Source organism: Lachnoanaerobaculum saburreum DSM 3986, from assembly GCF_000185385.1.
In the GTDB taxonomy this organism is placed as follows: Bacteria; Bacillota; Clostridia; order Lachnospirales; family Lachnospiraceae; genus Lachnoanaerobaculum; species Lachnoanaerobaculum saburreum.
The window spans coordinates 952,896-967,278 of the sequence record NZ_GL622296.1 but is presented as its reverse complement, the minus strand read 5'-3'; the positions used below and the strand labels follow the sequence as shown (position 1 = coordinate 967,278).

The following is a 14,383-nucleotide window of genomic DNA, read 5'->3' as shown; positions in this document are numbered from 1 at the left end:
TTTCTATAATTAATGTAATGTTCCGCTTTCAACGAGTTTTGTCTCAGGAAGCCCAAGAAGTCTGTTATTTGCATTAATTACATCATTGTTCCACTTCTTTTGTGCCGGCTTAACCTCAACTCCCGCCATTCTGTTCTTTAACATCTGGATTGCTCTTGCAGCAACCTCAGTTGTAACACATGAGCATCCTGCTATATCGTTTTCAAATCCACCCTTATCCATGTTCTCTTCCACCATTGCTGTAGCGTACTCATTACCTACAACAAGCTGTCCTTGATATGCACAGAATGAAACACCTACTACAGGGATATTTCTCTTTCCTGCCTGTCCGATATGCTGTATGAAGTCTATATGGTTGTTTCCAAATCCTTCAGTTGTGATGATAACACCGTCAAGATCAAGTGTCTCAAGCATACTTCCAAGTCTTTCAGATACCCATAACTTTTCATCATTAACCTGTGGTGAACCTATAAATACAACACCTATAAGATCAAGCTCGCTATCTGCTGCAAGACCCTCTACGAGAGGTTCTCTGATATAATGACGAGTCATCTCCTTTGTTGCAGGTCCTATACAGGTGAGTGCATGGATTGATCCGTCTCTAACTTGGTTAGGTGTTAAGATTATAGGAACATTTCCACAGTCTACATTCTTTTGTCCGCCTAAAACTCCACATGGCTCCAACGGACATATAATATTATCATGCATAGCACCCTGTCCCATGATCTCTTTTACAAGAACAACTCTCGGATTACCTACACGTCTTACATCCTCACAAACCTCTTCACGAACAACTTCACCATCATAGTCTTTTAACTGCTCTCTGACTGCCTGGATGATATAATCCTGACACTTATGTGCTGCAAAAGGACCCGGTCTTGTCATACCTGAAAGTCTCTGTATAACGGCATGGCAACGGATGATTATATCGTTCTCATCTGCACATCCGGGATGTCCGAAGAACATCTTCTCATCAAGGTATCCTTCTGATGAACCGAACTCATGAACCTGAACTCCATCCTCATCCACACCTGTAAGCATGAATACAACACCGTCAGCAACCTTTGTAACACCCTGTCCAAGTTCTCCTTCTACCTTTGTAGCGATAGGGCAGATATCCATTATCGTCTCGGTATAGATATGTCTGTTTGAAGGATGAATAACTTCAAGTTCCAAGCTCTTGCAAAGTCCGTCCTCTTTCACAGCTCTTTCAACAATACTCTTATCTATTGTAATAACACCGTCTTTAATCTTTGTTTCTTTGCCAAGCTTTACATCTTTGATCTTGATATGCTTCTTTAACAACTGACGAATAACTGTCTTTTCACCCAATTTTTCATCTGACTTTGCTTCAGGTGCCGCAGGTGCATTACCCTGTGAAAATACAGGTACACAAAGCTTCAGTCCCTCAAATTTCTCCGCTTTTCCGATCTCAATATGAATCATTCCGTCTCCTCCAGATTCGACTACATTTTTTACTTCTTTTACTTCTTTTTCTTCTTTTGCCTTAATCTCATGAGCCTTTTCTTCTCCCACCTCATTAACCCTATCTATAACATCACGAGTAATAGGTGTTAATGCTTCCACATCTTTAAGTAATGTGGCTCCGATAACCTGTTCGATTCTCAAGCCGTCAGGACTTAGTGTAAGAAGACCTGCATCCTGCATATCCTCAAACAGTCCCGGGTCCTCCAAATCAGCGGCACTGATAACCAGCCCCTTCTCTCTCCTGCAACAAAATATTGCCGGATCCTTCAAATGCTTTTCCAAAGTTTCCTTTGTTATTGACATACATACCCTCCTTTTTATGTTATGTTTATATTATGTAGCCATGCTACTTAATTACTGCTTATTATATCAGGAAGTCTCTTTAAACTTTCTTATCAGTTTCTTGTTCACAGAACGCATTGCACCGTCCGTACAGTGATATACAGGAAGTTTAAGCTGTGGCGCACAAGACATAACCGTATTACTACAGTCCGTACAATTGCTGATTAGAAGTCCCTCCGCACCTGCTTTTTTGAGCTTCAGAACCTTTTGCACCTGTCCCGGACATATACCCGGATTTTCACATTTTCTTGTGCCTTTGACCTGCCTTGCCTGCTTACAAAACTCTACACCTACCACCTCACTGCCCATACTTGCAGCCTGCTCTCTAAGTCTGGCTTCATCACCGCCACAGGCACATACCAAAAGTCCAATCTTTTTTGGTCCCTGCCAGAATGTTTCCGCTACTATAATACCGCCTGTAGTCTTTATAACAGGCTGATCAAGATACGTTCTCTTGCCTGTGAAAGGTCCACCCATAATAATCTCACCATACTCACTTCCGATACCGCCGGCTTTCTCAATCACACTCTCTACACTTGTTCCAATCGGTATATCAAAGAATACATGAATACTTCCGTTCTCAGTCAACTTGCCTGCTACCGTCATATCCTTATCCATCAAAGGCTTCTTATCAAGTACGGCTTCTCTAAGTCTATACAGAGTCTCTACATTTAAGACAACAGCTTTTGCATCTGACGGGAACTTTTCAGGCTCTAAAAGTATACCTATAGTCTCTCTTAGAAGAGCTCTTTCTTCTCCCATAGGATAAATATTTTGAAGTTCATGAATACTTATTGTAGAATCGTCTATTACTTCTTTTAATCTGTCTATAGCTTTTTCATGTATTTTCTTAATGCCTATAATACCTCTGACGGCATGAACCGTTTCCATTACGATCTTCATTGCTTCAATAAGCTTTTCCGGCTCATCTTCAATTCTTGCGATATTGTGAGAAAGTATCGGCTCGCACTCCGCAGCATTCACTACAAGTATTCCTTCTCCTCCAAAATCAAAGTTCATCTTAATATAAGTCGGAAAACCTGCACCGCCAAGTCCTACAAGTCCGCTCTCCTCTACAAGTTCCTTTGGAGTCTGCCCTGAAAGTTTTACATACTTTGAAAAGTCTGTATTCTCTTCTTCTACAATGATATGATCATCATCCACTTCTGTAACTACACCGTCTACACTTGAGAAAATATTGGCCCCAAGTGACTCTTTCGGTCTTTTTGCAATCTTTTCTCCTCTTTGTACCTTATCTCCGGGCTTAACTGCCGGCTCGGAAGGTACTCCAATATGCTGTCGCAACTTAAAAGTATATTTCATTGAATCCTCTCCATTCCCCCTTTTATTCTTATTTACAATAAATGTATTTAACATTTTTGAGCAAGAAATAAGATAAAGCATGAATTTCTTACAAATTTATCATAATCTATTTTAAAATAATAGAAGTTTCAATTATGTATTTTGTTAAGTTTTTATCATCTATGCTTGCATTATAGTATAAAATATGGTATTAGTAAATGGATAAAAAGTAATCTTAGGTATGAATATATGACATATCTAATTTAATGCCCGGCTTGAAAGGAGAACACATGGATATTAACAAATTTTTACTGCTCAATGACATCGCTGTAACAAAAAATCTTACAATGACCGCAGAACGTATGGGATATTCTCAATCGGGTGTCAGTCACGCCATAAGAAAAATTGAAGAAGAGACCGGAATAATTTTCTTCACAAGAACCAATCATGGTGTGGAGCTTACAAAGATAGGAAATGATCTGCTTCCCTATATTCAGATGATTTCAAAGTATTACAATGTATTTAATGAGTCTATAGATTCTATAAACGGACTGTATACAGGTTCACTGTCTATAGGCACTTATCCGAGTATTGCCGCTCAGTGGCTGCCACCTATGTTACAGGAATATAAGAATAAATATCCGAATATCACCATATCTGTAAAAGAGGGACGAATGATAGATGTGGAGAAGTGGATTATGGACGGAAGTATTGACTTCGGATTCCTAAGCTGGAGCCCTGACCACCCTTTTAAGTTTATTACTATGTCAAGAGATCCTCTATATATTATCACTTCAAAAGATTTTGTACTTCCACAAGCTTACCATGGAATTTTCCCTGCAAGCATATTTGAAGACTATCCCTTTATATATTCGGAATCCGGTATGGACAGAGATGATATTTCACTTTTTTTACAGAAACAAAAATCCAAGATTACAAAGAATTTTACCTGTCGTGATGATTATACCATTATAAAGATGGTAGAAAGAAATCTCGGCATTGCACTTCTTGCAGACCTGGTCATAAATTGTCACAATGGAAATATCAATAAATTTCCTACTTATCCGTCTGCATTCCGTACACTAGGCATCGGACTTTTATCTGAAAGAAATCTCTCACTGGCCGCCAAAACCTTCATAAAAATCGCAAAAAAGATAGTGCAGGAGATCACTCCTGATAATATTCTGTGAATTTTCAAAATATATTTTTTTCTTTCCTAATATATTCAAAAATAGTTACAATTAAGTAAGATAAACTTAAGTGTAAAGGACTATTTTTTGTATAAAAAATGCTTTAGAATATAGACATAGCATTAAAATATTTATCTGGCAGGGAAGCCTGCAGAATGGAGGATTATATGATTCAAAGAAGTTTAAAAAAGATTGTGTCAGTTGTTTTGACAGCATCAATGATTCTTGGAATGTCAAGCATGGCATTTGCAAAGAATGCAAAAACAGTAATTCAAAATGTTAAGATCAATATAGATTATGATCTTGCACCGAACATGGCTGCCGGCAATGTTGATGTGGACAGTGACAGCACCGGCGTAAGTGAAGTGAAGCTTTCTTCAATTACAAACACAGACTATGGTAAGAAACCGAAGGTTACACTTAAATTAAAGTCTGATGAGGACTATACTTTTAAAGGTACCCCCAGCGGCAATATTCAGCTTAATGATAAGACAGGCAAGGGAGCTACCATCACTAAGATTTCCACAAGCGGTACAAATTTATCTGTTACAGTTACACTTCCAAAGACAAGCGCAGGTGACAACAGTGCATTGGAAGTAAGCGATATCAACTGGGGTGATGATGACAGTCCCGTTATCTCCTGGAACAGTGCGGATTATGCAAGCAAGTACGAAGTAAAGCTGTACCGAAACAATGTTATCAAAGATACTGTTACAACAAGCGGTACAAGCTATGATTTCCGCAGCAAAATCCGTGAAAACGGCAAAGGCAGTTACACTGTAAAAATCCGTGCTATAAGCAGCAATAATTCTAAGGGTAACTGGACAGAGTCTGATGAATTTGATGTAGATGACGATATCTTATCAAACCTTGGCGGACAGAGCAACAATGGCGGCAATGGCGGACCGAACGGTTCCAACTCAGGTAATAAAGGTGCATGGTTAAAGGACAATGTAGGCTGGTGGTATATCAATGCGGACAGAAGCTATACTACAAACAACTGGCAGCAGATAGACGGCAACTGGTACTATTTCGACAACAGAGGTTATATGGTGACAGGTTGGTTAAAGAGTCCATACTCAGGTAAGTGGTACTGGCTCAGCACAGAAAACGGAAGTAATCTCGGTAAGATGCTTACAAATCAGTGGGTTGACAACAACCGTTACTTTGTAAACGGTGAAGGTGTCTGGACACAGAGCAGATAATTTTTAAGGTGTTGCAAATGCAGCACCTTTTTTATTTAAATAACTTCCACCATCATCCTTACTGCGGCCTTCCCCGCAATATGCTTATCTTCACTTTCAGAGCTTACAAGCACCGAATCGTCAAAATTATCAATATCCTTTATAATAAACTCATCCCCCAAATTTATTTTCTTTTCTACAAGATATTCAAGTAAATCCCTGTCATCTTCAACCTTATGAAGCCTGCACTTTGCCCCTTTTGAAAGTTCCGAGAGCTTTTTAAGCTTATCCACATCGGGATGATTCTCATATATTTCATTTCCATGCGGACAATGTCTGGGCTTATTTAAAAATTCATTCAATCTGTCCTTTAACCCGTTGGACGTGACATATTCCAGTGCCTTTGCATCCTCATGTACATTTTTCCATGAATATCCCAGATACTCCACCAAAAACAGCTCCCATAGTCTATGCTTGGTAAGTAAAGCCCTGGCTCTTTTTTTTCCGCTTTCGGTTAAACAAATACTTTTATTTTCGGTGTATACATCACCTTCCTCAACAAGCTTTTTTAACATCTCGCTTACAGATGCTGCCTTAATACCCAAAATGTCCGCAATCTTTTTATTTGTTGCATTTTCCTGCTTTTCAATAAGCTCATAAATCGCCAATATATAATCATCTCTACCGGTGTCTATCTTAGCCATATCATTTTCCCCTGCCATAAGTCCGTAATGAAGCTTTATCTCATCACTTAATTTCTTTCCTGTTTCTGTTAGACTGTATACCCCCCTTTCTTTTGCTCTGTAAACATAGCCCTTTTTTATAAGCCTGTCCAAAACATATTTAAGTTTTCTGTCAGACCAACCGATATGCTGCCTTATGGTGCTGTAGCCAAGTTCTCCAAGTGCTTCCTGCTTACCTGAATGATTGTCTATATGTAAAATCAAAAGTTCCCTGCTGAAACGGTTCCTGTTATTTATATACCTAATCATTCTTGTAAATATCCCTCCGCGATACACCATCATGGTTATCAAAAATGTTATACCTGAAACCACTGCACACATTCCTGACATGGATACATTAAATTTTACCGCAAGAAAATATCCTATAAATGAATTAAAAACCGCATATACACATGCCAGCAATATTGTTATTTTTAAATCCTTTGATATCAGATAGGCACTTGCAGCCGGTGATATAAAAAATGCAATCGCAAGTATTGCTCCCACGGATTCAAATGCGGATACGGCGGTAAATGATACCAATGCCATAAAGCTGTAATGTAAAACCGCTCCTGCAATTCCTGCCACAGTCGCATACACCGGATCAAATGAACTGATTTTTAATTTCCTGAAAAACACGGTTATAAATACTATATTTATCAAAAGCACAAAGCTCATCTGCACCAAAGTCTTCGGAAGGCTAAATCCCAAAAAATTTATCCTATGAAGCGGAGCAAGTATAATCTCACCTATTAGAACCACCTCAGTGTCCAGATGTACATTTCTTGCATATCTTGTAATAAGTATAACCGCTACCGAAAAAAATAAAGGAAAAACTATTCCAACCGAAGCATCCTCGGTAACCCTTTTACTTTTTATAAGAAGCTCTATACAAAATGTTGTCAGAACACCGAAAAGACTTGCACCTATTATTAAAAAAACACTGCCTATATCCTTTGTAACAAAATATCCTATTACTATTCCAAGTAGCACCGAATGTGAAATGGCATCCGATACCATAGAAAGTCTCCTAAGTACCAAAAATACGCCCAAAACGGCACAGGCAAGAGAGGTTATTATAAGTATATATAAAGATTCAATCATTTTCCACCCCTCATCCTTCTTATATTTAAGATCATCCTGACAATTCCCCTCGGTGCAAACAACACCGATAAAAGTGCAATGATTGACATTATAAGTATAATGCTTGGTCCTGTGGAAAATCCTTTTACCACACTGCTTATAAATGTTCCCAAAAATGCCGACACAGCTCCTGTAAAAGCTGCTATAAACAGTACCTTCTCATAGCTTTTACTCCACTGTAAGCCGGCAACCGCCGGAGTTATAAGCATACTGCTTATTAAAATAGCTCCCACCGCCTTTAGACCGGCTGCTATAAGTATCATAGTGATTATCATTATAAGAAGTGATATAAGCCTTGAATTTATTCCTATTGTATAGGCATATACCGTGTCAAATACATATACCTTTATTTCCTTATAAAAAATCACAAATAAAACCAACGATATAATAGACACCGTCAATATTATATAAACATCTTCCCTTAGTATATATGCCGCCTGCCCGAATATATAACTTGCAAGTCCTGATTGTGATGCCCCCTGATACTTCGGATTTCCCTGAATATGGCTCTTTAATACCATTCCAAGACCGAACATTGCGGATAAAATAACCGCCATTGCAGTATCTGCCTCTATCTTTGAACCTTCCGCAATAATCTGTATAAGAATAAAGGCGATTACTCCTGCGGCTATTGCCCCAAGCATCAAAATAATGGAACTTTTTCTGCCGGATATCATAAAAGCCAGAATAATTCCGGGCAATGATGCATGACCTACCGCATCTCCAATCAAACTCTGCCCCTTTAATATACTTATAGTTCCCACTATTCCGGTTGCCATGGCAAGCAGCATTGTTCCTATTGCAACCACAATAAATGAATACTGTGTAATCATACTTATATTCATAGTCTACTCCCCATATGTTGCCGCTATATTTTCATTTGTAAAGGTTTCCACGGTCTTTCCGCTTGCTATAAGTTGTTTATTGACCATTACCACATGGTCAAAGTACTCACATAGGGTGTTTAAATCATGGTGTACGGCAATTATTGTCCTTCCCTCTCTTTTAAACTCCCTCATGGTTTCTATAATTATATTCTCTGTTTTTTTATCAACTCCTGCCAAAGGTTCATCCATAAAGTAAATAAGGGCATTCTGAGCAATCGCCCTTGCTATGAATACCCTTTGTTTCTGTCCCCCTGAAAGTTCTGAAATCTGCCTGTTTGCAAATTCCTCCATTTTCATTTTTTTTAATGCTTCTAAAGCTTTTTCCTTTTCAGACGAGTTTACCCTTTTAAACAGCCCAAGACTTGCATATCTTCCCATAGTCACCACATCAATAACTGTAGTGGGAAAATTCCAATTTACCGTGGTGGTCTGTGGTATATAAGCAATCTGCCTGTATACCTCCTTATAAGACTTACCCATAATAGTTACTTTACCGGAAATAGGCTTCATAAGCCCTAGTATCCCTTTCATAAGAGTGGATTTTCCGGCACCGTTAGGTCCTATTATGGCGGTAATACTTCCCTCATATATATCCAGGTCCATATCCCATATTACAGGAATATCGGTATATGCCATTGTAAAGTCTTCCACATGTATCAATACTTTTTCCATATTATCTCCATTTTGCATCTGCGATGTAACAGTAATAAACTATGGTTCAGGTGTGCAGAAATACAGCCTGTAACATTTTTCTAAACTTACAAAAATTGCAAATCAGATGTAAATTTTAAATATCATGCCTGCATACCTGAACCGTTAAAAGTCTGTTTAAGCCTACTTTAATTACTATTTTAAGTTCTCGGTAATAAGCTTTACATTATGCTTATACATATCAATATATGTATCTCCGTCCTGCCCCTTTGGAGCCAATGAATCTGAGAATAATTCATTTCCTTCACCGCTTACTATCTTAACATCCGCTCCCTTGGCAGCGGCACCCTCTTTCAGCTTTTCCATACGAGCGGGATCTGTGGTGGACTCGGCAAATATCGCCTTGATCTTATGCTCCACTATAAAATCAATAGTCTCTTGTATATCCTGATTTGCCACCTCGGACTCTGTGCTAACTCCCTGAGGAGCCTTAACCTCTATATCATATGCCCTTGAAAAATAATTAAAGGCATCATGAGGTGTTATAAGATATCTGCTCTCCTTAGGTATGGAGGATATATTCTCTCTTACATACTTATCAAGCTGTGTAAGCTCATCCAAGTATTTGACCTTATTCTCCTCATATTTATCCTTGTATTCGGGATTCAGATTTTCAAGAGATGTAGCTGCAACCCCCACCGCCATTTTGTACAAATCAATATCAAACCAAAAATGAGGATCGGTAATAATTTCTCCGCCTTCATCCATTGTACCTATACGATCTTTAGGAAAATCCTTGCTTACCGACTCTCCGCCGGCTTCCAGTGCATCCACCATCTTTCCCTCAAAATGCAGACCGTGATAAAGAGTAAGGTCTGCCGAACTTAACTTTGTATAATCCTCAGGCTTTGCCACATACAGATGCGGATCCTCTCCAGCAGGTATTATAAGTTCCACATTTACAGTATCTCCTGCGAGCTGTTCAACCATATCCTGCAAAAATGAAGTAGTTACCACCACATTCTTTTTATCCGTACTTTCAGACTTTGCCTCAGATTTTGTAGTTTCCTCCACAGCCTTGGTTTCGGCGCTTTTTGTATCGGCAGTTTTAGCTCCTGAACATGCAACAAGTGAGAATGCCATACCCATGGCTGCCATAAACATACTTAATCTTCTTTTAAACATAATCTCTCCCCCTGATAAAGGTAATTTAATTTATTTAGTTAGGATAACCTAACTACATTTATAGTTATACCTCTTTTTATAAAATAAATCAAGTAGCTTATTTTAAAGAGTAAACATTCAACAACATATCAGTGGCATCTGTTTATACAGATTTATGATTTATTTGTTTCTTGAATTAATCTGTTATTTCTTATGTTTAGTTGTTTTGCTTCAGCAAACCTGAAGTCATCTAATATATTTTTTCAAATACTTCGCATAACATTGGAGCCTGTTCATAGAATTTTTTCCCTACTGCTTTATATTCTTCCACAAAGAATCTGTCATGAACCTCTCTCCAATACTTATAGCTCCTATCACCTTCACCTTCATGCCATGCATGTTCCGGTGTAATTAAATTATAAGGCATTATATACACTACTTTTGTTTGTATAATACATACCGGCTCTTTAGAACCGCCTAGAATAATATTATACTCTCCCACCTTGGGTATATCATCCCCTGTTTCATATAGTTCAAATGCTGAAGTTGTAGCTGTCTTAATATTACAATTGACTAATTCCGCCAATTCATCAGCCATCTCTTTTGTATTTCCGAAACTCCATGCCTGATATTTTATATCTTCCGGTAATTTCTTTTCATTACAGAATTTAGTCCAAAAATCTTTTACTTTATCATTCATTCAAATTATCTCCAAAAATTATAAATTCATATTCTCTTACAATAACCCTGCCTCAAATTTAAAAATATCACATGAGCGTTCTCCTAAGTTATTCTTTAAAACTGTAACAATCAGGGATAAGTCATTGCTTTAATTTCCCCCTGAAATATAAACATTACTATGTCAATCTAAGCTGTCACTTATCTATAGTACAAAATATTTTCAATCTAATTCTAACAACATAGATATAAGTTCCTGCCATCCGGTATAACGAGAACAAAAGCCTCTTGGATTACGACCACTTTCCTTAAATCCAAATTTTTTATAAAGTGCAATCGCATTTTTATTTTCAGCAACCACCTCAAGTTCCAATTGCCTATAGCCGGCAGTTTTTGCACATTCAATACATGCCTTTGTTAATGCAGTGCCTATACCTTTTCCATAATATGCTTTTTCAATACTTATCCCGAACTCTGCACGATGCTTTACCTTGTCTTTTGAGCCAACCGCAGAAATTTTGGCTAAACCGATAATTCTATCATCAACAAGTGCACAAATTTGTATCTCACAAGGGCTGTTTTCTTTATCTTCAAGTAATTCCTCTTCTTCCTCAACACTAAAATTTATTTCATCCGGATAAGAAAGAAGGAAGTCTGTTTCTTCACGGATAATCTTAGTATTCTCAAGCACACTTTTAGCATCGTCAATTGTAGCATTTCTTATAATACAAAGCATATTGTTTTCAAGTCTTATTTTTTTATAATATTTCAACTCATCATCTCCTCTAAACAACTATACTTTTAAATGTATACCTTTCTTTTCTAAATTTTCTATACATTCAGCCAGGTATTCACTATTATGCTCCTTATAAATCGGGCTGTCTATAATTTCCTCTTCAAGATTATCATACTTTTCTGCTGTTTTTCCTCTATAATTTTTATTCTTCCATTCCACAGAAACATTATATCCTCTTTTTTCCATCTCCTCCATAACTAATAGATGATACATGAATAAATGATATGGGGAATATGAAAACACATAGTCCACAGTTTTATGTTTCTTTTTCCATCCGTTTCCCCTCAAAGCGCAACACTCCCTATGTTGTCCAAGAAGCTGATTTTTGGGTAATAAGTGGATAAGTTCTTCATGCCATAGTCTCATATTATTCTCCTGTTAAGAAAGTGGATTTCTCTAAATATTCATTGGGGTATTTTTTCAGTAAAGTATTAAGGTACTCAATTACAGCTTCCCTGTTATTTTCCCCTTCCATATATTCATTTAATATATCAAATAATATCCGCTTTTCCATTGTGCTTGCTTCTTTTTTGAAATATCCCCATATATGAAGAACGGCATTACTAAAATCTTTTTTACTCTCCTTCATATCTCTTGCTTCCTGTATTTTTTTATTTACCCATAAAACATCCGGTTCTTTTTCTCTCAAATACGCCCTTATCTCCAGATATGCTTTATGAGATTTGCTTAGTACATAATATTTATTTTTTGCCCATAATTCTTCACATTCTCTTCTTATATCTTTATATCTCATATTAACACCTCTTTAAAAATATTCATACATAAACTTTAGTATCTTATCTATAAATCCGATATTATTGTTATTTTTTTCTTTGAATTCATAAAAAGATTCTGTTTCATATATTTCAAATCCTAAAGTCGTAGCTGCCCGAAATATTATAACCTTGACAGATATTTCAAAAACTTAGGTAATCGTACAAGTTTGTGAAATTCAACATATCCGTGGCAGCATTATTGGCTTTTTATATAAATAATCTTTTCATAAACACCAAATCTTCTTTAGCATATTCATATCTTGCTTCTTCTCTTATTATAGTTATATCAGATTTTTCTTTTTTAAGCCATTTTGCAATAATCTCATATCTCATTACTCCGTCTCCAAGTTTACATGGCACATGCCTGCCTTTATCCGGAAAAACTCCATCCTTTAAATGAATAACCTCAGTCTCCTTACCGAAGGCATCTATACATTCTTTCCACAATACTTCCTGTGAGTCTACACGCTCTCTTGTAAGAACATTTAAAGGGTCGAATATAATTTTCAGCCTCTCACTTCCAAGCTTACCAAGCATTTTCCCGGTCCACTCGCTGCAATAGAGTGTATGTGCCGCCACAGGTTCCATAGCCACATAAACATCATACTTATCCGCTTCATTGAGTATATCGTCAAGTCTTTCTATAAGTTTCGGAAAAAGCCTTACCTTATCTTCCATACTTATGTTTCCGTAGGAGCTTTCACTTCCTATATATAGTGCAGACAGCGGCTTGCTTATTCTCATTGCAGCAATAAACTCGATTTTGTGATTCTTCCATATTTCATCATCATCTGTTGTAAAATCAATATAACTTCCCAATACACTGATTTCAATTCCCTTAAATGCCTCTTTTATATTTTCAATATCTTTTTCCTTTATATCAATATTTCCGCTTATACCCGGCAAGGTCTTTTTTACAGCCAAATGTATTGATTCAAATCCGAACTCTCTGACTTTTTTGGCAAGGATTTTTACATCATCTCTTCCAAAATCATGTACTCTTACTCCAAATTTCAAATTTTTACCTCCATAAACTTACTAAAACAAAGAATTTCCCCTTTTTGTAATAAAAATCTTTCCGTTACAGATATTTTCATGCTCAAAAAAAGCCGCTTCTTCCGGGGTAACTTTATTCATTTGTGTAAACCCTTCTTTACATACCGTGTTTTCTTCTATATCACATTTATAAAACAATACCGCACCGCTTGCTCTCCAAGGTCTTGCCAGATATCCCGGAAGACTTTTATAGTTTTTATCTTTATTCTTTTCTATCATACATTTATAAAATAAAAATATACCCTTCGGTGCACATATTATTCCGGGAGAAAGCTCTTTTCCTGTATATCCAAGCCATATAAGATTACACTTTATAAAATCAGCTCTTGCATCTTCTTCACCGAAAATATAGTCGACATTGCCATAGATATTACAGCAAATAAATCTTTGCTTACCATGTCCTGCATATAATGTATCCTGGCTTGATTTAAAATTACAGTTTACAAATACAGAATTATCAGCTTCACAGACCAATGCAGCCGCTCTCTCTTTATTATGGTACTCTCCCACTTTAATTTCAATGGATAATCTGTCTTCATTGGTTTCACATTTGCTCTGTCCGTATTCTTCACTACTGATTTTCTCAATACCGTCTGATATTTCACTCTCAGTCATATACAGATTAAAAGAATTTTCAAAGCTTATATTCTCAGCTCTGAAATTATATGCGGATTTTTCAACGATAACAGTTGCTCCCCATCTTTTTGCAAAATGCTTATACTCTCCTGTATTTTCCTCAAAATAACCTAACTTTCCTATGCTTTTATATTTATATCCGATTCCGTAATAAAAGCTTATTTTAGGACTTACACCCTCTTTCGCCTTTAATGTTATATCAGGTTTTGTGATAATAACCTGCTCAAAATATTTTTCATCTTTAAGTATTATCTCTATCTTCTTATTTTCCGTATTTATAAAATTAAGGGGCTGTGAAATAAGTCCCTAAAAGAAATAGGACCATTCGTTCATGCGAAAGGTCCTATTTTTGTGGTAAAATTAACTTA

Annotated in this window: 14 protein-coding genes; 2 read left to right on the top strand and 12 right to left on the bottom strand. The window is 36.9% G+C overall.

Annotated elements, in window-relative coordinates:
- Nucleotides 1-9: 9 nt before the first annotated feature.
- Both prdA and prdC read right to left on the bottom strand, forming a co-directional pair.
- A complete protein-coding gene (gene prdA, locus HMPREF0381_RS04545; RefSeq protein ID WP_008750714.1) occupies nucleotides 10-1,791 on the bottom strand; it encodes a D-proline reductase (dithiol) proprotein PrdA in 1,782 nt (593 codons plus the stop codon).
- A gap of 66 nt (nucleotides 1,792-1,857) precedes the next feature.
- On the bottom strand, nucleotides 1,858-3,153 hold the full coding sequence (prdC, locus tag HMPREF0381_RS04540) for a proline reductase-associated electron transfer protein PrdC (protein WP_040461685.1): 1,296 nt from the start codon (nucleotides 3,151-3,153) through the stop codon (nucleotides 1,858-1,860).
- Between the two features lie 269 nt (nucleotides 3,154-3,422).
- Here prdC and HMPREF0381_RS04535 point away from each other — a divergent pair, with 269 nt between their 5' ends.
- On the top strand, nucleotides 3,423-4,322 hold the full coding sequence (locus tag HMPREF0381_RS04535) for a LysR family transcriptional regulator (RefSeq protein ID WP_040461148.1): 900 nt from the start codon (nucleotides 3,423-3,425) through the stop codon (nucleotides 4,320-4,322).
- Nucleotides 4,323-4,489: 167 nt separating this feature from the next.
- Nucleotides 4,490-5,527, top strand: a complete 1,038-nt coding sequence (locus tag HMPREF0381_RS04530; protein ID WP_040461147.1) for a cell wall-binding protein — start codon at nucleotides 4,490-4,492, stop codon at nucleotides 5,525-5,527.
- 35 nt (nucleotides 5,528-5,562) lie between these two features.
- Here HMPREF0381_RS04530 and HMPREF0381_RS14490 read toward each other — a convergent pair whose 3' ends face one another.
- The 10 genes from HMPREF0381_RS14490 to HMPREF0381_RS04480 all read right to left on the bottom strand — a co-directional run bounded on the left by HMPREF0381_RS14490 (nucleotide 5,563) and on the right by HMPREF0381_RS04480 (nucleotide 13,994).
- Nucleotides 5,563-7,332, bottom strand: coding sequence for a metal ABC transporter permease (locus tag HMPREF0381_RS14490; protein ID WP_008750710.1), 1,770 nt, complete (start codon nucleotides 7,330-7,332; stop codon nucleotides 5,563-5,565).
- A complete protein-coding gene (locus HMPREF0381_RS04520) occupies nucleotides 7,329-8,216 on the bottom strand; it encodes a metal ABC transporter permease (protein ID WP_008750709.1) in 888 nt (295 codons plus the stop codon). Before HMPREF0381_RS04520 ends, HMPREF0381_RS14490 begins: the two co-directional genes overlap by 4 nt.
- Nucleotides 8,217-8,219: 3 nt before the next feature.
- Nucleotides 8,220-8,930, bottom strand: coding sequence for a metal ABC transporter ATP-binding protein (locus tag HMPREF0381_RS04515; RefSeq protein WP_040461146.1), 711 nt, complete (start codon nucleotides 8,928-8,930; stop codon nucleotides 8,220-8,222).
- Between the two features lie 174 nt (nucleotides 8,931-9,104).
- Nucleotides 9,105-10,094, bottom strand: coding sequence for a metal ABC transporter solute-binding protein, Zn/Mn family (locus tag HMPREF0381_RS04510; protein ID WP_008750707.1), 990 nt, complete (start codon nucleotides 10,092-10,094; stop codon nucleotides 9,105-9,107).
- A 229-nt stretch (nucleotides 10,095-10,323) separates the two neighbouring features.
- Nucleotides 10,324-10,773, bottom strand: coding sequence for an ASCH domain-containing protein (locus tag HMPREF0381_RS04505; RefSeq protein ID WP_008750706.1), 450 nt, complete (start codon nucleotides 10,771-10,773; stop codon nucleotides 10,324-10,326).
- Nucleotides 10,774-10,974: 201 nt separating this feature from the next.
- Nucleotides 10,975-11,523 carry a GNAT family N-acetyltransferase gene (locus HMPREF0381_RS04500; protein WP_040461144.1) on the bottom strand — a complete coding sequence of 183 codons (549 nt, stop codon included), beginning with the start codon at nucleotides 11,521-11,523 and terminating at the stop codon, nucleotides 10,975-10,977.
- 21 nt (nucleotides 11,524-11,544) lie between these two features.
- On the bottom strand, nucleotides 11,545-11,913 hold the full coding sequence (locus HMPREF0381_RS04495; protein WP_008750704.1) for a TIGR02328 family protein: 369 nt from the start codon (nucleotides 11,911-11,913) through the stop codon (nucleotides 11,545-11,547).
- A 1-nt stretch (nucleotide 11,914) separates the two neighbouring features.
- The gene (locus HMPREF0381_RS04490; RefSeq protein WP_008750703.1) at nucleotides 11,915-12,301 is read right to left on the bottom strand and encodes a YbgA family protein; all 387 of its coding nucleotides are present in this window, start codon (nucleotides 12,299-12,301) and stop codon (nucleotides 11,915-11,917) included.
- A 229-nt stretch (nucleotides 12,302-12,530) separates the two neighbouring features.
- Nucleotides 12,531-13,340 (bottom strand): sugar phosphate isomerase/epimerase family protein, encoded by an 810-nt coding sequence (locus tag HMPREF0381_RS04485; RefSeq protein ID WP_008750702.1) that lies wholly within the window; start codon nucleotides 13,338-13,340, stop codon nucleotides 12,531-12,533.
- A gap of 21 nt (nucleotides 13,341-13,361) precedes the next feature.
- Nucleotides 13,362-13,994 carry a pectinesterase family protein gene (locus HMPREF0381_RS04480; RefSeq protein ID WP_008750701.1) on the bottom strand — a complete coding sequence of 211 codons (633 nt, stop codon included), beginning with the start codon at nucleotides 13,992-13,994 and terminating at the stop codon, nucleotides 13,362-13,364.
- Between the last annotated feature and the right edge of the window lie 389 nt (nucleotides 13,995-14,383).

What these genes read in the sequence shown, in the direction of transcription:
- prdA (WP_008750714.1), bottom strand. Translation starts at nt 1,791, where the DNA reads ATGTCAATAACAAAGGAAACTTTGGAAAAGCATTTGAAGGATCCGGCA.
- prdC (WP_040461685.1), bottom strand. Translation starts at nt 3,153, where the DNA reads ATGAAATATACTTTTAAGTTGCGACAGCATATTGGAGTACCTTCCGAG.
- HMPREF0381_RS04535 (WP_040461148.1), top strand. Translation starts at nt 3,423, where the DNA reads ATGGATATTAACAAATTTTTACTGCTCAATGACATCGCTGTAACAAAA.
- HMPREF0381_RS04530 (WP_040461147.1), top strand. Translation starts at nt 4,490, where the DNA reads ATGATTCAAAGAAGTTTAAAAAAGATTGTGTCAGTTGTTTTGACAGCA.
- HMPREF0381_RS14490 (WP_008750710.1), bottom strand. Translation starts at nt 7,332, where the DNA reads ATGATTGAATCTTTATATATACTTATAATAACCTCTCTTGCCTGTGCC.
- HMPREF0381_RS04520 (WP_008750709.1), bottom strand. Translation starts at nt 8,216, where the DNA reads ATGAATATAAGTATGATTACACAGTATTCATTTATTGTGGTTGCAATA.
- HMPREF0381_RS04515 (WP_040461146.1), bottom strand. Translation starts at nt 8,930, where the DNA reads ATGGAAAAAGTATTGATACATGTGGAAGACTTTACAATGGCATATACC.
- HMPREF0381_RS04510 (WP_008750707.1), bottom strand. Translation starts at nt 10,094, where the DNA reads ATGTTTAAAAGAAGATTAAGTATGTTTATGGCAGCCATGGGTATGGCA.
- HMPREF0381_RS04505 (WP_008750706.1), bottom strand. Translation starts at nt 10,773, where the DNA reads ATGAATGATAAAGTAAAAGATTTTTGGACTAAATTCTGTAATGAAAAG.
- HMPREF0381_RS04495 (WP_008750704.1), bottom strand. Translation starts at nt 11,913, where the DNA reads ATGAGACTATGGCATGAAGAACTTATCCACTTATTACCCAAAAATCAG.
- HMPREF0381_RS04490 (WP_008750703.1), bottom strand. Translation starts at nt 12,301, where the DNA reads ATGAGATATAAAGATATAAGAAGAGAATGTGAAGAATTATGGGCAAAA.
- HMPREF0381_RS04480 (WP_008750701.1), bottom strand. Translation starts at nt 13,994, where the DNA reads ATGACTGAGAGTGAAATATCAGACGGTATTGAGAAAATCAGTAGTGAA.